The sequence below is a fragment of the Streptomyces tirandamycinicus genome, assembly GCF_003097515.1.
Taxonomy (GTDB): Bacteria; Actinomycetota; Actinomycetes; order Streptomycetales; family Streptomycetaceae; genus Streptomyces; species Streptomyces tirandamycinicus.
Window position 1 is genome coordinate 4,807,501 of sequence record NZ_CP029188.1, and the last position, 17,872, is coordinate 4,825,372.

8 protein-coding genes are annotated in these 17,872 nt (G+C 73.0%); 1 reads left to right on the plus strand and 7 read right to left on the minus strand.

What is annotated here, in order from left to right; translation table 11 throughout:
- Positions 1-77: 77 nt before the first annotated feature.
- Together treS and DDW44_RS21360 are read right to left on the minus strand one after the other, a co-directional pair.
- The gene (gene treS, locus DDW44_RS21355; protein WP_108907397.1) at positions 78-1,853 is read right to left on the minus strand and encodes a maltose alpha-D-glucosyltransferase; all 1,776 of its coding nucleotides are present in this window, start codon (positions 1,851-1,853) and stop codon (positions 78-80) included.
- A complete protein-coding gene (locus DDW44_RS21360) occupies positions 1,850-3,835 on the minus strand; it encodes an alpha-1,4-glucan--maltose-1-phosphate maltosyltransferase (protein WP_208648051.1) in 1,986 nt (661 codons plus the stop codon). Before DDW44_RS21360 ends, treS begins: the two co-directional genes overlap by 4 nt.
- Before the next feature lie 1,028 nt (positions 3,836-4,863).
- Between DDW44_RS21360 and glgP the strand changes: the two genes are divergently transcribed.
- A complete protein-coding gene (glgP, locus tag DDW44_RS21365) occupies positions 4,864-7,470 on the plus strand; it encodes an alpha-glucan family phosphorylase (protein ID WP_108907399.1) in 2,607 nt (868 codons plus the stop codon).
- A 178-nt stretch (positions 7,471-7,648) separates the two neighbouring features.
- Here glgP and DDW44_RS21370 read toward each other — a convergent pair whose 3' ends face one another.
- From DDW44_RS21370 to DDW44_RS21395, 5 genes are all read right to left on the minus strand, one after another.
- Positions 7,649-9,676: a M4 family metallopeptidase gene (locus DDW44_RS21370; protein ID WP_108907400.1), complete on the minus strand. Its 2,028-nt coding sequence runs from the start codon at positions 9,674-9,676 to the stop codon at positions 7,649-7,651.
- Between the two features lie 725 nt (positions 9,677-10,401).
- Entirely contained in the window at positions 10,402-11,568 is a 1,167-nt protein-coding gene (locus DDW44_RS21375) for a YVTN family beta-propeller repeat protein (RefSeq protein ID WP_108907401.1), read from the minus strand.
- A gap of 661 nt (positions 11,569-12,229) precedes the next feature.
- Entirely contained in the window at positions 12,230-13,792 is a 1,563-nt protein-coding gene (locus DDW44_RS21385; RefSeq protein WP_108907402.1) for a hypothetical protein, read from the minus strand.
- A 128-nt stretch (positions 13,793-13,920) separates the two neighbouring features.
- A complete protein-coding gene (locus DDW44_RS21390) occupies positions 13,921-15,903 on the minus strand; it encodes an ABC transporter ATP-binding protein (RefSeq protein WP_108907403.1) in 1,983 nt (660 codons plus the stop codon).
- Positions 15,900-17,735, minus strand: a complete 1,836-nt coding sequence (locus DDW44_RS21395; RefSeq protein WP_108907404.1) for an ABC transporter ATP-binding protein — start codon at positions 17,733-17,735, stop codon at positions 15,900-15,902. Before DDW44_RS21395 ends, DDW44_RS21390 begins: the two co-directional genes overlap by 4 nt.
- Positions 17,736-17,872 lie beyond the last annotated feature (137 nt).

The following is a 17,872-nucleotide window of genomic DNA, read 5'->3' on the forward strand; positions in this document are numbered from 1 at the left end:
GGGTACCGATATGAGGGGGAGCGTGCCCCGCGCGGGGCGGTCCAACCGCCCCGCACACGACATGGCATGTGCCGGAATCAGCCGCCCTTGCGCGTCCGGGCCCGGCGCCCGGGCCCGCGCGCCGAGCTCTCCGTGGCCACCGGCTCCCGGTGCAGCCGGAACCAGTAGAAGCCGTGCCCGGCCAGCGTCAGCAGGTACGGCCACTCGCCGATCGCCGGGAAGCGCACCCCGCCGATCAGCTCCACCGGATGGCGGCCGTTGTACCGGCGCAGGTCCAGCTCGGTCGGCTGGGCGAAGCGCGAGAAGTTGTTCACGCACAGCACCAGGTCGTCCGAGCCGTCCCCGGTCGCGGGCGCCTCGCGCAGATACGCCAGCACGGCCGGGTTCGACGAAGGGAGTTCGGTGAAGGTGCCGAGGCCGAAGGCGCGGTTCTGCTTCCTGATCTCGATCATCCGGCGGGTCCAGTGCAGCAGCGACGAGGGCGACGCCATGGAGGCCTCGACGTTGGCGACCTGGTAGCCGTAGACCGGGTCCATGATGGTCGGCAGGTAGAGCCGGCCGGGATCGCAGGACGAGAAGCCCGCGTTGCGGTCCGGGGTCCACTGCATCGGCGTGCGCACCGCGTCCCGGTCGCCCAGCCAGATGTTGTCGCCCATCCCGATCTCGTCCCCGTAGTAGAGGATCGGGGAGCCGGGCAGGGACAGCAGCAGGGCGGTGAACAGCTCGATCTGGTTCCGGTCGTTGTCGAGCAGCGGGGCCAGCCGGCGGCGGATGCCGATGTTGGCGCGCATCCGCGGGTCCTTGGCGTACTCCGCGTACATGTAGTCGCGCTCCTCGTCGGTGACCATCTCCAGGGTCAGCTCGTCGTGGTTGCGCAGGAAGATGCCCCACTGGCAGTTCTTCGGGATCTGCGGGGTCTTTGCCAGGATCTCGGAGACCGGGTACCGGGACTCCCGCCGCACGGCCATGAAGATGCGCGGCATCACCGGGAAGTGGAAGGCCATGTGGCACTCGTCGCCGCCCGACGGGTAGTCGCCGAAGTAGTCGACCACGTCCTCGGGCCACTGGTTCGCCTCGGCCAGCAGCACCGTGTCCGGGTAGTGGGCGTCGATCTCCTTGCGGACCCGCTTGAGGAAGGAGTGGGTGGCCGGGAGGTTCTCGCAGTTGGTGCCCTCCTCCTGGTACAGGTACGGCACGGCGTCCAGCCGGAAGCCGTCGATGCCCAGGTCCAGCCAGAAGCGCAGAGCGGAGATGATCTCCTCCTGCACCGCCGGGTTCTCGTAGTTGAGGTCCGGCTGGTGGGAGAAGAAGCGGTGCCAGTAGTACTGCTTGCGGACCGGGTCGAAGGTCCAGTTGGAGGTCTCCGTGTCGACGAAGATGATCCGGGCGTCCTGGAACTGCTTGTCGTCGTCGGCCCAGACGTAGTAGTCGCCGTAGGGGCCGTCCGGGTTGCTCCGGGACTCCTGGAACCACGGGTGCTGGTCGCTGGTGTGGTTCATGACGAAGTCGATGATGACCCGCATCCCGCGCTGGTGCGCGGCGTCCACGAACTCGACGAAGTCGGCGAGGTCGCCGAACTCCGGCAGCACCGAGGTGTAGTCGGCGACGTCGTAACCCCCGTCGCGGAGAGGGGACTTGAAGAACGGCGGCAGCCACAGGCAGTCCACGCCCAGCCACTGCAGATAGTCCAGCTTGGCGGTGAGCCCCCTGAGGTCGCCGATGCCGTCGCCGTTGCTGTCCTGGAAGGTGCGCACCAGCACCTCGTAGAACACGGCGCGTTTGAACCAGTCGGGGTCCCGGTCCTTGGCGGGGGTGTCCTCGAAGGTGTCGGGGACGGGCTCGTTGACGATCATGATGTGGGTGACCCTCCGATCGGCGGGGACGGTCGCAGGACGGCGATGTGCGCAGGCGTGACGCCCGGCTCGAGGCGCACATAGCTGGCCCTGCCCCAGTGATAGGTCTCGCCGGTGAGCTCGTCGCGCACCGGTACGGTCTCGTGCCAGTCGAGGCCGAGCTCCGGCATGTCAAACGAGACCGTCGTCTCCTGGGTGTGGTGGGGGTCGAGATTGACGACCACCAGAACGGTGTTCGAACCCGTTCGCTTGCTGTAGGCGATCACGGAGTCGTTGTCGGTGTGATGGAAGCGGAGGTTCCGGAGCTGCTGCAGCGCCGGGTGGCGCCGCCGGATCCGGTTCAGCGCGGTGATCAGCGGCGCGATGCTGCGCCCCTCGCGCTCCGCCGACTCCCAGTCGCGCGGCCGCAGTTGGTACTTCTCCGAGTCCAGGTACTCCTCGCTTCCGGGCCGCAGCGGGGTGTTCTCGCACAGCTCGTACCCCGCGTACACGCCCCAGCTGGGGGACAGGGTGGCGGCGAGCACGGCGCGCACCTCGAACGCCGGCCGACCGCCCTCCTGGAGGTAGGCGTGCAGGATGTCCGGGGTGTTCACGAAGAAGTTGGGCCGCATCCAGGCGGCCGCCTCGCCCGACAGCTCCGTCAGGTACCCGGTCAGCTCCTGCTTGGTGGTGCGCCAGGTGAAGTAGGTGTACGACTGCTGGAAGCCGACCGCGGCGAGGGTGTGCATCATCGCCGGGCGGGTGAACGCCTCCGCGAGGAAGACGACGTCCGGGTCGGTCCGGTTGACCGCGCCGATGACCTTCTCCCAGAACGCCACCGGCTTGGTGTGCGGGTTGTCGACGCGGAAGATCCGCACCCCGTGCGCCATCCAGTGGCGCAGCACCCGCAGGGTCTCGGCGACGATCCCCGGCATGTCGCGGTCGAAGGCGATCGGGTAGATGTCCTGGTACTTCTTCGGCGGGTTCTCCGCGTAGGCGATGCTGCCGTCCGCCCGGTGGTGGAACCACTCGGGGTGCTCGGTCACCCACGGGTGGTCGGGGGAGCACTGCAGGGCGAAGTCGAGGGCGACCTCCATCCGCAGGTCCCGGGCGCACCGCACGAACGCGTCGAAGTCCTCGAGGGTGCCGAGGTCCGGGTGGACGGCGTCGTGGCCGCCCTCGGGCGAGCCGATCGCCCAGGGCACTCCGACGTCGTGCGGTCCGGCGTCGAGCGCGTTGTTCGGGCCCTTCCGGAAGGTGCTGCCGATGGGGTGGACCGGCGGGAGGTACACCACGTCGAAGCCCATCGCGGCGATGGCGGGCAGTCGCTGCGCCGCCGTGCGGAAGGTGCCGGAGACGGGCCTTCCGCCCTCGGTCCGGGCGCCCTCGGAGCGCGGGAAGAACTCGTACCAGGAGCCGAACAGCGCGCGGGTCCGCTCCACCTGGAGCGGCAACAGGGGTGAGGCGGTGACCAGTTCGCGCAGCGGATGGCGCTCCAGCGCGGCGAGCGCGTCCGGGGCGAGCGCCGCCTCCAGCCGCTCGCGGTCCGGCCGGTCCTTGTCGCGCAGGGCGTCGGCCGCGGCGAGCACGGCCTCCCGGCCCGCCTTCTTGGGGACGCCCGCGGCGGCACGCTCGTAGAGCTGCGCGCCCTCGTCGAGGACCAGGGCGGTGTCGATCCCGGCGGGGATCTTGATGCCGGCGTGGTGCCGCCAGGTGGCCAGCGGATCGCTCCACGCCTCGACGCTGTAGGTCCACCGGCCCTCGGCGTCCGGTGTGACCTCCGCGCCCCAGCGGTCGGTGCCGGGTGCGAGTTCCCGCATCGGCGTCCAGGGGCCCTGGCGGCCCGCGGGGTCCCGCAGGACGACATTGGCGGCCACCGCGTCGTGTCCTTCGCGGAACACGGTGGCGCTGATCCGGAACGTTTCACCGACCACCGATTTCGCGGGCCTTCGGCCGCAGTCGACGAGGGGGCGTACGTCCAGCACGGGAATGCGGCCAATCAGCGTTTTCACGGCATCACCTGGGGGCTGTGCGGGCTCGGCGGGTCGAACGGACGCTCCCACTTCACTGGGGGCGGGTGTTCTTTGTAGCTGCTCCGTTGACGGCTGGCGGGCTGCGGGCATGGCCGCTCCTGTCCGCGTTCACTCGAATGGAAGGGTCGCGAGTGCGCTCCGGGCGTACCGGGGGAGCCTTCCCACGCGCTTCGGGTCGGCAATCCGGTGGACCGTTACCTACTAGGGCGTAGGTCGGCGCACAAGGCCGAGGCCGTCCGGAGGCCGTTCCCGGGCCCTTCCGGAACCGTTCACCCGGTGCGGGAGGCGACCACCATGAACATGTGAAGTCAACTTCAGTCGTCTTCTTACCGTGTTGAGTTCGCTAATTCCTGATTGGTAATACAAATCCGATCGCCAGGGTTCTTTCCGGCCAATCGCCGGGGTTCGCCGGAACGATCGCGGGGCGCGTCGGCCGGTGTTTGCCGAAAGACGGTGAATAGGCCGTGCCGCCCTCCACGGGACGGTCACCGTGAATCTTCATCCGGAGCGAAGGCTCCGCTTTCCGGCGTCCGGTGACGCGTGCCCCCTCACCTGGGCAGCTCCCTGCGCGAACCAGGTCCGGCAGACCGCGGGCCCGGCCCGGTCAGGTCAGGTTTTCGGCCTGGCCCGGCCCGGCCCGGCCCGGCGCGCCGGTGGCGGTGGCCCCGCCCCGCCCGCCCGGGCCCGGCCCGGTGGTGAGGGGGCGCCGGACGCGGGCGGCCCGGCCGCCGCGGCACCGGCACCGGCGCCGGGGCGTATCGGCACCGCGCCCCGGGGGGCACCGCTGCGGGGCGGACGCGACCGGCCGCCCCGAGCCGTACGAACCCCGCTCGCGGCGCGGAACGCGGCACGGCCGGGATCGGCCGATGGTGGCACGGCTCTATGCGCCCTCCTCGCGCCGTGGTTGAGCCGGGCGGCGCGCCACTACGGTCGAGGAGTCGGACGGGCGCACAGCGTCGTGCGTCCCCGGATGAACCTCTGTCTCGAAGGTGGGACCCGTGAAGGCCATTCGTCGATTCACCGTCCGCCCCGTCCTCCCCGAGCCCCTCGCCCCGCTCAGCGAGCTGGCCCGCAACCTCCGGTGGTCCTGGCACGCGCCGACGCGGGAGCTGTTCCGCTGCGCGGACCCCGCCGGCTGGCGGGCGGCCGGCGGCGACCCGGTGCGGCTGCTCGGATCGGTGACCGCGGGCCGGCTCGCCGAACTCGCCACCGACCCGGAGTTCCTGTTCCGCGTCTCGGAGTCCGCCCGCGATCTGGACGCCTATCTGCGCGGGCGGCGCTGGTACCAGGAGCAGTCCGGTGACGGGGTGCCGCTGCCCGCGGCCGTCGCCTACTTCTCACCCGAGTTCGGCATCACCGCCGCGCTGCCCCAGTACTCGGGCGGCCTGGGCATACTCGCCGGCGACCATCTGAAGGCCGCCAGCGACCTGGGGGTCCCGCTGATCGGCGTCGGACTGCTGTACCGGCACGGCTACTTCCGGCAGTCGCTGTCCCGCGACGGCTGGCAGCAGGAGCACTATCCCGTCCTCGACCCCGACGAGCTTCCGCTGACCCTGCTCCGGGAGCCCGACGGCAGCCCCGCCCAGGTGTCCCTCGGCCTGCCGGGCGGACGCACCCTGCGGGCCCGGATCTGGCAGGCCGAGGTCGGCCGGGTACCGCTGCTGCTGCTGGACTCGGACGTGGAGGAGAACGCCCCCGGGGAGCGCGACGTCACCGACCGGCTGTACGGCGGCGGCAGCGAGCACCGGCTGCTCCAGGAGGCCCTGCTCGGCATCGGCGGGGTCCGCGCGGTCCGCGCGTACTGCAGGCTCACCGGGCACCCGGAGCCCGAGGTCTTCCACACCAACGAGGGCCACGCCGGCTTCCAGGGGCTGGAACGGATCCGCGAGCTGCTGCCGTACGGCCTCGACTTCGACGCCGCCCTGGAGGCGGTCCGGGCCGGAACGGTGTTCACCACCCACACCCCCGTTCCGGCAGGCATCGACCGCTTCGACCGCGAGCTGGTGGCCCGTCACTTCGGTGCGGACGGCGAACTGCCCGGCATCGACGCGGAACGGGTGCTGAGGCTGGGCACCGAGAGCTACCCCGGCGGCGAGCCCCGGGTGTTCAACATGGCGGTCATGGGGCTGCGCCTCGCCCAGCGCGCCAACGGGGTCTCCACGCTGCACGGCGCGGTGAGCCGTGAGATGTTCCGCGGTCTGTGGCCGGGCTTCGACACGCCGGAGGTGCCGATCACCTCGGTCACCAACGGGGTGCACGCCGCGACCTGGGTGGCGCCCGAGGTGCTCGCCCTCGGGGAGGACATCGCGGCGGCACCGGCCGCCGACCTCTGGGAGCTCCGCCGGGTCCTGCGGGAGCGGCTGGTGCAGGAGGTCCGCGAGCGGCTGTACGCCTCCTGGCGCCGGCGCGGCGCCGGGTCGACGGAGCTGGGCTGGATCGACGGGGTGCTGGACCCGGACGTGCTCACCGTCGGGTTCGCCCGCCGGGTCCCCGCGTACAAGCGGCTCACCCTGATGCTGCGCGACCGGGAACGGCTCACGGAGCTGCTGCTCCACCCGCGGCGCCCGGTCCAGATCGTCGTCGCGGGCAAGGCGCACCCCGCCGACGACGGCGGCAAGCGGCTGGTCCAGGAACTCGTGCGGTTCGCGGACGACCCGCGGGTACGGCACCGGATCGTCTTCCTGCCCGACTACGGCATGGCGATGGCGCGGAAGCTGCTGCCGGGTTGCGACGTGTGGCTGAACAACCCCCTCCGCCCCCTGGAGGCGTGCGGCACCAGCGGGATGAAGGCCGCACTCAACGGCGGCCTCAACCTGTCCGTGCTCGACGGCTGGTGGGACGAGTGGTACGAGCCGGACTTCGGCTGGGCCGTGCCCACGGCCGACGGCACCGCCGCCCGCGAACAGGACCGCCGCGACGATCTGGAGGCCGCCGCGCTGTACGGACTGGTCGAGGAGCGTATCGCGCCGCTGTTCTACGACCGGGGCGCGGACGGGGTGCCCGCCCGCTGGACCGAGATGGTCCGGCGCACGCTGACCGCGCTGGGGCCGAAGGTGCTGGCCGACCGGATGGTCCGCGAGTACGTGGACCGGCTCTACGCCCCGGCCGCCCGGGCCCACCGGGTTCTCGCCCTGGACACCGGCGCGGCCGGCGAGCTGGCCGCCTGGAAGGCCCGGGTGCGCGCGGCCTGGCCCGCCGTCTCGGTCGACCACGTCGAGGCGGGCGCGGAGGTGGGCGCGGGCGCGGACGACTCCGAGGGCACGGGCGCGGCGGAGCTGGGCTCGACGCTGGCCCTGCGGGTGTGCGTCACCCTCGGCCTGCTGCGGCCCGAGGACGTGGAGGTGCAGGCCGTGGCGGGCCGGGTCGACCCGGACGACTCGATCGCCGAGCCCCGGACCTTCCCGCTGAAACCGGTCGCGAGCGGCCCCGACACCGCCGGCCGGCTGGTCTACGAGGGGCCGCTGGCCCTCGACCGCACCGGCCCGTTCGGCTACACGGTCCGGGTGCTGCCGGCGCACCCGCTGCTGCCGCACGGGGCGGACCTCGGTCTGGTGGCGTGGCCGACGGGGGCGACGGGCGAGGGGGCGGGGGTGCTGATGCGCTGAACTCGTGCGGGGCATGCGGGCCGTGCGGCCGCGCGGCGGGGAGCGTGGGTGTGCGGGGCTTGTACGGGTCGCACGGCGGGGCGTGCGGGCCGTGCGGGTCGCGCGGGACCGCCCGGGGGAGCGGGGGCTCCCCCGGGCGGCCGGGGCGGTGCCGAGGGCGGGCGACCCGCCCGGGTGCCTACGGGAACGTCAGCTTGACGTTGCTGATGTAGCCGGTGTCGTAGCGGGCGACGTCCTGGACCCGCAGGTTCCAGGTGCCGTTGGCCACCTCGCTGGAGGCGTTCACGGTGTAGGTCGCGATCACGTTGTCGGCGGAGTCGCTGCCGCTGGAGTTCTTCAGGCGGTAGGCCGTACCGTCCGGGGCCACCAGGTCGATGACCAGGTCACCGCGCCAGGTGTGCCGGATGTCGACGTCGACCGCGAGGTTCGACGGGGCGTTTCCGGCGATGCCGGTGACCGCGACGGGGGAGCTGGCCGTGCCGAGGTCGGGGATGTTCACGTCGCCGGTGTTCTCGAAGACCTTGCCGGGGCCGGGCTCGCCGCCGGGCCGGGATCCGACGTTGATGCCGGCCCAGGCGTCGGTCACGGCCTTGACCTCGGCGCTGTTCGCGCCGTACAGCTCCGTCGCGACCGCGAGCGTGCCGGTGCGGGCGGCCGCGTAGTTGGTCGTCGAGGTGAACTTCGTGGTGAGCGCCTTGAACCAGATCAGCGACGCCTTGTCGCGGCCGATGCCGGTGACCGGCAGGCCGTCGGAGGTCGGCGAGTCGTAGTTCACGCCGTTGATGGTCTTCGCCCCGCTGCCCTCGGAGAGCAGGTAGTACCAGTGGTTCGCCGGGCCGGAGGAGTAGTGCACGTCGATGCTGCCGATGCCCGAGTACCAGGCGTCCTTGGACTTGCCGTCCTTGCTGGGCTTGTCCATGTAGCGCAGCGGGGTGCCGTTGCCGTTGATGTCGATCTTCTCGCCGACCAGGTAGTCGCCCTTGTCCTGGGTGTTGGCGGCGTGGAACTCGACGGCGGCGGCGAAGATGTCGGACGTCGCCTCGTTGAGGCCGCCGGACTCGCCGCTGTAGATCAGCTTGGCGGTGTTGGAGGTGATGCCGTGCGTCATCTCGTGCGCGGCCACGTCGATCGACGTCAGCGGCTTGGCGTTGCCGGCGCCGTCGCCGTAGGTCATGCAGAAGCAGCTGTCCTGCCAGAACGCGTTGATGTAGTTGTTGCCGTAGTGGACCCGGGAGTACGCGCCGACGCCGTCGCCCCGGATTCCGGAACGGCCGTGCACGTCCTTGAAGTAGTCCCAGGTCAGCGCCGCGCCGTAGTGCGCGTCGGCGCCGGCGGTCTCGAGGTTCTGCGGGGTGCCGTCGCCCCAGACGTCGTCCGTTCCGGAGAACAGCGTGCCGCTGCCGGACGTGCCGCGGTTGAGGTTGTTGGTCTTGTGGTTGCCGCGGGTGGTGTCGGTCAGGGTGTACGACGGAGCGGTGCCCAGGGTCACCTGGCCGCTGTACATCGTGTTGCCCGTGCCCTGGTGGACCGCCTGCCACTCGTACAGCTTCGCGCCGGTGGTGGCGTCGGTGACGACGTGCAGTTCGTTGGGGGTGCCGTCGTGCTGCAGACCGCCCACGACGGTCTCGTACGCCAGCGTCGGCTGCCCCTGGGCCATCCAGACCACCTTGCGCGGGGCCCGGTCGGCGGTGGTGTCCTTCGAGCCCTCCGCGCGGGCGGCCGCCACGGCCTGCTGCTCGGCGGTGGCCGGGGCGACGTCGGCACTGGTGTCGACGTTCTTCAGCGCCGCCGTCGACGCCTTGCCGACGAACTCGGTCCGTCCCGCCTTCGTCTCGGCGACGACCAGGTCGCCGCCGAGCACCGGCAGGCCCGCGTAGGTGCGCTCGTAGCGGGTGTGCGTGGTGCCGTCCCGGTCCTGGACGACGTCGCGCACCACGAGCTTCTCCTGGGCGCCGAGGCCGAGTTCGGCCGCGGTCGCCGCCTTGGTGGCGTTGGCCTCGCGGAGCAGCTCCGCCCGCTGGGCGGGGGAGAGCTTCGCGGGCAGCGCGCCGGGGTCGGCCCCGGAGGCGGACTGCTGTGCCGGGGCTGCGGGGGCGGCGTCGGGTGCCGCGGCGGCGGAGCCGGACTGGACTCCGACGGCCAGGAGGGCTGCGACTGCGAGCAGAGCGCCGGTCGCGGACGCGCGACGGCTGGGCGTGGGTCTCACGCGAACTCCTTCTGCGAGGGGGGTCGAAGGCGGCTGGGTGGGCCGCCCGGCAGAACCGAGGAGCATGTAGTGCGTGGCTCGGTGGAAGCGTCGCAGGGGTTAACGGTTTCTGTCAGGGGCGCGTCAAGAGAATGGCCGGATCGCGTTCGTTGAGTGAGAGGCCGTGTTCGTTAAGCGGACGTTTCGCCGCGGGCTCCGCCGGCGCCGTCCTACGGCCCTGGCGGGCGGAGTACGGCGGCTTCGGCGGGATTCGGACTGAAGACATCCGGTTCTGGGGCCGCCTGCGGAACCGTGGAGTGCAGATGGTACGCGCCGCCCGTCACGCCGGCGCCCCGGCGTGGCGCGTTCCCGTCGGGCGGGCGCCGCGCGGCGCCCGGCGGAGCGCCGCGCGCCGCCGAACCGCCCGGCGGGCCCCGGCCCTGCCGGATGCGCCGGACGACGGCGTGAACCGTTCCGGGGATTGTCTGAAAAGGTGTCAGCTCCACGGTCGAACACCGTCCACGACGGGCCGGGGCGGGACCGGAACCCGCGGTACGCCCCCAGAGCGGCCTCGTCGGGACGAAGCGCCGGGCAACGGCCGTAGCGCCGCAGCGCCGTAGCGGTCCGCCCACGGACGCGGATCGCCTACGAACGCGGTCCGTCCACGGACGCGGATCGCCTACGAACGCGGTCCGTCCACGGACACGGATCGCCTACGAACGCGGTCGTCCACGGACGCTGTCCGCCTACGGACGCGGACCGACCGGGCGAGGACATCCGCCGGGCTCGCCCCCGAACGGTGGCCTCCGCGCACTCCATCCGGGTCTCCCGCTCTCCGCCGGGGTGATCGCCACCCCGGTCGGCCCGGCGCCGACCTCGACGGTGGCGACGACCCGGTCGCGGCGGGTGCCGATCACCGAGACCTCGTCGTCCGCGAACTCGGTGACGTACACCCGTGAACCGTCGGGGGTCACGGCGATCCCGTTGGGCTCTTCGCCGACCGGCACGGTGGCGGTCACCTCGTTCCGGCAGGTGTCGATCACCGACACGTCGTCGCCGACCGTGTTGGCGACGTACACACGGCGGCCGTCGGGGAGCACGGCCACCCCGGCGGGTCCGTCGCCCACCTCGACGGTGGCGACGACCTCGTCCCGGCGGGTGTCGACGACCGACACATCGCCGGAGGTGAGGTTGGAGACGTACACCCGGGAGCCGTCCGGGGTGACCGCCAGGGTGGTCGGTCCTTCCCCGACGGGGACGGTGCCGAGGACCCGGTGGCGGCGTGGGCCGATCACCCACACCTCGTCGGAGCCGGCGTTCGCGACGTAGAGGCGCGAGCCGTCGGGCAGGAACGCGAGGCCCAGAGGGGCGTCGCCGACCTCGATGGTGGCGACGACCCGGTTGCGGCGGGCGTCGATGACGGAGACGTCGTCGGACGCGACGTTGGCGACATAGACGCGGCGGCCGTCGGGGGAGACGGCCACCCTGCTCGGTTCGTCGCCGACGGGCACGGTGGCGACGACCTCGCCCCGGTGGGCGTCGATCACCGACACCGTGTCCGCACCCGAGTCGGTGACATAGACCGTCGAGCCGTCCGGGGTGACAGCGGTGCTATCCGGCCCGTCCCCGACGGGCACGGTGCCGACGACCCGGTTGGTGCGGGTGTCCACGACGGACACCGAGTCCGAGTGGAGTTCGGCCACATAGGCGAGGGCCCGGGCCCCGGGTCCGCCCGGGACGGAGAGCGGGCCGGGGACGGGGAGCGGGGCGGGGACTGAGGGTCCCGCCGGGACGGGCGGTGCGGCGGTCGTCCCGGTCGTCCGGGCCGTCTTGTGAGCGCCGGCCGGCTGGACGTACACCAGCAGGCCCGCCAGCACCGAGGCCACCAGCGCGCGCGGTACGGGACCGGACATGCGAACCTCCCGAGAGCATCGGCTGACGGACCCTCATGGGCACCGGAGCCGGAGCCGGAGCCGGAGCCGGGACCTGGCCCGGGGCCCGGTGCCGGACTTGCTACCGGGCCCCTGCCCGGGCCGCGGAGCCGGTCCCGGACCCCGTCCCGGAGCCGGCCCCGGAACCGGAACGCGGCGACGGCCGCCGCGCCCGAAGCTAAGCCCTTGCCTGCCGGCCGAGGCGAGGGGCACGCGCGAAGCCGCGGGAAATCGCCTGACGGGCGGAGTCACGGACGGGACGCGCGCACCGCTGCCGCCCACCCGGGGCACGCCCCGGGGTCCGGTCCGGCGAATCCTGGTTCCCGCCGAAGCGTCGAAGTCCGGGGACGCCGAGCGGTGACCGTGCCGGTGCGTGGTGGGCGATCGGCGGGAATCCGCGCGCGGCTCGGTGACAGCGAGTCGCGAGGGGGACGTCCACGGCCGCGGTGAACCCCGATTCCGCCCATCGGGCTTCACCGGCCCTACGGAGACCTGCTCCTGCACGCTCCTGCACACTCCTGCACGGCCCCGCACGGCCCGCACGGCGGCGGTGACCGGCCCCACAGCCGGCGCACCCGCGGAGCCGGGAACCCCCTCGACGGCGCTCGCCGTCGCCGTCGCCGTCGTCAGCGGCCAGAGGCGGTCATCGCCCGGACTTCACGGTGTCGCGGTGGTTCCCCGCACCGCCCAGCTCGCGGATGATGCGGATGATGCGGATCAGATCGGCCGGGGCGGCCGCGAGGCGGACCGGCCTGCCCGCGTCGTCGACTTCGGCGACGTGCCAGCTTCTGGGGACACCGTCGCCGTCACCGCCCCGGGCGCGCCGCACGTCCTTGACGGTGAGCCGCTCCACCGGGATCCGTTTCGCCGCGAACCGGTCCGGGCCGGGGTGGGGCGTCACCGCGGGCGGGCCGTCGCCGAGGACGATATGGGTGCCGGAGCCGTGCGGGTTGTAGTCGGTGTGCTCCAGGAAGCTGGCGGCCAGGAACACCTCCCCGGAGGGCTCTTGGGCGGCTTCCGCCGCTCCCGCCGTGGCTTCCCCGGGCGTACGGACCCGGGTGGCGCGCCAGGCCCAGGCGAGGAGCCCCAGCGTGGCGAGCGAGCCCGCGGCCGCCCAGGTGATCGCCACGGGAGAGGTGAGCAGGGTCGTGGGGTGGAGGTAGCAGAGCGGCAGCAGCCACAGGGCCGTACCGGCGAGCGCACCCGTGAACGGACCGGCCGACGGAAGGACCTCGTCGTCGGGCAGCCGGCGCCCGCGCAGCCGCAGCAGCACCCGGGCGCCGGGACAGCCCGCGGCGAGGGCGCACGCGGCCGCCATGACGGCCACGTCCCCGGCGCCGGTGAAGTGCTCGCGCCACACGTGCCGTTCTCCGGTGACCTCCCTCACCTGGCCGCGCCACAAGGTCAGTTCGACGCTGTCGCCGGGCTGGAATCCCTGGACTCCTTCCCGCGAGATCGAGAGCCGCTCCAGCGGCCGGCCGTCGGCGAAGTACAGCCGGCTGCGTCCCTTCACGGTCCCGACCTCGGTCCGCGCGATCACGGCCGGCAGGGTGGTCAGGCAATCGCCGTGCTCCGCGGTCTCGGTGGTGCACGGGACGGCCGACCGCCACGCCCTCTGCTCCGCCCCGGCGCTCGGCACGGACCACGCGGCCAGGCCCGCGCCCGCGAGCAGCAGCACGCACAGGACCAGCCACCCGGCCGAGCCGCGCCCGGCGGCACGGTACGAGATGACGGGGACGTGGCTGGACTGCGGGGCTCCGTACCGGCGGTGCAGCGCGCGGAGCGCGTCCAGCTGCGCGTCGAAGTCCGGGCGGTGGTGGACGGCAGTGCTCCACGGCAGCGGCAGGCGCCGCGTGCGGCCGTCGCGCAGCAGCACGCTGACGCGACGGAAGTCGTAGCCGTCTCGGCTGTACTGCATGTACACGCGCAGGTCGGCGACGTCGTGCCAGGGCCGGCTCCAGCGGCGCAGCAGCGTCCGGGAGTGCAGGCCGTACACATCGGCGCTCACCTGCGCGGTGGCCCGGTAGAGGCACCCGAACCCCACCGACGCGGCAAGCAGGCCCCCGCACGCCCACGGGTCCGGAAGCCCGCCCCGGTACGCCATGCGCAGCGCGGCCAGGATCGCCCCGGCCGCCCCGAGCCCGAGGACGAACCACAGGCCGCGGCTCGGGTGGGGGCGGCAGATCACTTCCCTGGTGTCGGTCATGCCCGGGATCGTGCCTCGGCCGGGCTTCTCCGGCTTGTGCGGTGTGCGGCAGTCTTCCCGCCCGCAGGCTGCCGTCGTGACACGGCGTGAAGCCCGGTTCGCCGGCGCATCCCGCCGCCGCCCCGCCGTCAGACCAGGCTCTCCCGCCAGGCCCGGTGCAGCCCCGCGAAACGCCCCGCGCCGTCGACGAGGGCGGCCGGGCTGCCGTCCTCGACGATGCGGCCGCCTTCCATCACCAGGACCCGGTCGGCGATCTCCACCGTCGACAGCCGGTGCGCGATGACGATGGCGGTACGCCCGCGCAGCACCGTGTCCATGGCCCGCTGCACCGCGCGCTCGCCGGGGACGTCGAGCGAGCTGGTGGCCTCGTCCAGGATCAGCACCGCCGGGTCGGCCAGCAGCGCCCGGGCGAAGGCGACGAGCTGGCGCTGGCCCGCGGAGATCCTTCCCCCGCGCTTGCGCACATCCGTGTCGTAGCCCTCCGGCAGGCCGCAGATGAAGTCGTGCGCCCCGATGGCCTTCGCGGCCCGCTCGATCTCCGCACGCGTCGCCTCCGGCCGGCCGATGGCGATGTTCTCGGCGACCGTGCCGGAGAACAGGAAGGCCTCCTGGGTCACCATCACCACCCCGCGCCGCAGCTCGGGCACCGGAAGGTCGCGCAGATCGGTCCCGTCGAGCAGGACCCGCCCGTCCGCCGGGTCGTAGAACCGGGCCAGCAGCTTCGCCAGCGTGGACTTGCCCGCGCCGGTCGAGCCGACGACGGCGACGGTCTGGCCTGCGGGGATCGTCAGATGGAAGCGCGGCAGCACCTCTCCGCCGGTGCGGTACGCGAAGCGCACGTCCTCGAAGACCACCTCCCGGCCCGGACCGGTGGCACCGGCGCGCTCCGGCAGCCCCACCGGGCGGGCCGGCTCCGGTACGGACGGCGTCTGGGCGAGCAGGCCCGCGATCTTCTGCAGCGACGCGGCGGCCGACTCGTAGGAGTTGAGGAACATGCCGAGCCGGTCGATCGGGTCGTACAGCCGCCGCAGATAGAGCACCGAGGCCGCCAGCACGCCCAGCGCCAGCGTCCCCTCGGTCACCCGGTACGCGCCCCACAGCACGATTCCCGCCACCGCTGTGTTGGCCACCAGCCGGGACCCCACGACATAGCGGGCCATCTCCAGCAGCGCGTCCCCGTTGCTGCGGGCGTGCCTGGCGTTCAGCGCGCGGAAGTGCTCGTCGTTCGCCCGCTCGCGGCGGAAGGCGCGCACCGGCCGGATGCCGTTCATCGTCTCCGCGAACTTCACGATGACGGAGGCGATGGCGGTGGACCGCTCGGAGAAGACCATCGCGGCGCGCCGCCGGTAGAGCTGCACCAGCAGGTACAGCGGGACGAAGCTGAGCACGGCGAGGCCGCCGATGCCGAGGTCGAGCCAGAGCAGCATCGCCGAGATGTAGACGAACGACAGGGCCACGGCGAGGAGTTCCTGCAGTCCCTCGCTGAGCAGTTCGCGCAGCGACTCGACGTCGGTGGTGGAGCGGGAGATGATCCGGCCCGAGGTGTAGCGCTCGTGGAAGTCCAGACTCAGTGCCTGGGCGTGCCGGAAGATCCGGCCCCGCAGATCGAGCAGCGCGTCCTGGTTGACCCGGGCCGACGCGCGGATGAAGGCGTACTGGAACGCACCGGACCCGACAGCGCACACCGCGTACCCGGCGCCCACCACGACCAGGGGCCCGTGGTCGCCGTCGCGCAAGGCGGGCACCCCGCGGTCGATGGCGAACGCGACGAGCAGCGGTCCGGCCTGGGCAGCGGCCTGCTGGAGCAGCAGCAGGACCGCGGCGACGAGTACCCGGCCACGGAGGGGGGCCAGCAGCGACCTCAGCAGTGCGCCGGTGGCGCCGTCGGGCGCGGGCAGGGCGTCCCGGTCGAAGGCGTCGCCACCGGTGTCCAGGCCCGTCCCGTCAGGGGCCTTTGCCTTCGCTGCCGTCCCGTCAGGGCCCGTCCCGCCCGCGGCGGTTCCGCCGGTGGCCGTGCCGTGCGGGCCCGGTGCCCCGGGGGACTCCGGGACGGCCCCGGCCGAGGCGTCCCCGCCGTCCGGCTGCGGCGTCGTGGCCGTCGATGACGTCATCGCTCTCGCTCCTCGGCATGAGCGCCCGACATCAGCCAGGCGTACTCGGCGTTGTCCCGCAGCAGTTCGTGGTGGGTGCCGACGGCCGCGACCCGGCCCCCGGACAGCAGCGCCACCCGGTCGGCGAGCAGCACCGTGGACGGCCGGTGCGCCACCACCAGGGCGGTGGTGTCCCGGAGGACCCGGCGCAGCGCTGCCTCCACAAGGGCCTCCGTGTGCACGTCGAGTGCCGACAGCGGGTCGTCGAGTACGAGGAACCGCGGCCTGCCCACGACGGCGCGGGCGAGGGCGAGCCGCTGCCGCTGGCCGCCCGAGAGGCTGAGGCCCTGCTCGCCGACCTGGGTGGCACATCCCTGCGGCAGCGCGTCCACGAAACGCGCCTGGGCCACGTCCAGCGCCCGCACCACCTCCTCGTCATCGGCGTGCTCGGCGCCCATCCGCACGTTCTCCCCGACACTGGCCGAGAAGAGCGTCGGCTCCTCGAAGGCCATCGACACCAGGGTCCGCAGCTCCTCGCGCGGCATGGCGGCGATGTCCCGCCCGTCCAGCGTGATGCGCCCGGCGGTCACCTCGTACAGCCGCGGTACGAGCGCGGTCAGCGTCGTCTTTCCGCTGCCCGTGGCGCCGACGAGAGCCATGGTCTCCCCGGGCCGGATGTGCAGGTCGATGTCCTTCAGCACCGGTTCTCCGTCCTCGGAGGCGTCGGGATAGCGGAAGCGGACGCCCTCGAACCGGAGCCCGCCCTCCACGAGCCCCGTCGATTCCACGGGCCCCGTCCATTCCACGGGCCCGTCCCCGGCCCCGTGCTTCCCCTCCCGTTCCACCTCCGTCTCCGCCTCCACCTCCGCGTCCAGGACGTCGAAGTAGCGGTCCGTCGCCGTCGCCGCCTCCTGGCTCATCGCGAGCAGGAAGCCCATCGCGTCCACCGGCCAGCGCAGCGCGAGCGCCGTCGAGAGGAAGGCGACCAGCGTGCCGGCCGACAGGGTGCCGTCCGCGACCTGCATCGTGCCGAGCACCAGCGCGGCGCCGATGGCCAGCTCGGGGACGGTCATGATGACGCCGAAGATCCCCGCCAGCAGCCGGGCCTTGACCAGCTCGGTCCCGCGCAGCCGCCCGGACAGCGCACGGAAGGCCGCCGCCTGGCTGCGGTGGCGCCCGAAGCCCTTGATGACGCGGATGCCGAGGACGCTCTCCTCGACGACGGTGGTGAGATCGCCCACCTGGTCCTGCGCGGTCCGCGCCACCGACGAGTAGCGCGCCTCGAACCGGGCGATGACGAACACCAGCGGCGCGACCGGGGCCAGCAGCACCAGTCCGAGCGTCCACTGCTGGGCCAGCATGATCCCCGCGCCGACGACGATCGTCACCCCGTTGACGAGCAGGAACGTCAGCGGGAACGCCAGGAACAGCCGTACCAGCATCAGATCCGTCGTCCCGCGCGACAGCAGTTGCCCCGACGCCCACCGGTCGTGGAACGCCACGGGCAGCCGCTGGAGGTGCCGGAAGAGATCCGCCCGCATCGCCGCCTCCACCCCGGCCAGCGGACGGGCCACCAGCCAGCGCCGGAAGCCGAACAGCAGCGCCTCCGCGACACCGAGCAGCAGCAGGTACAGGGCCCCCAGCCACACCCCGCCCACGTCCCGGTCGGCGACCGGCCCGTCCACCATCCACTTCAGGACCAGCGGGATGACGAGGCTCAGGCAGGAGGCGACGATCGCGACGACCGCCGCGGTGAACAACCGGGCTCTGACCGGGCGTACGTACGGCCAGAGCCGCAGCAGGGAGCGGACGGCGGACCGGTCGGGCCGGGTGGCTTCAGCTGTGGTGGACATCAGGAGCGAGCCTACGGTTCACCACTGACATGGCCCACCGAGTTTCTCCCGCCCCGGGGGTCCTGCCCTCGCGCCCCCGCGGTCCGACTCCTCCGCCCCGGTCCGGCCCTGACGCCGCGCCCTCCCGTCCGCCGCCG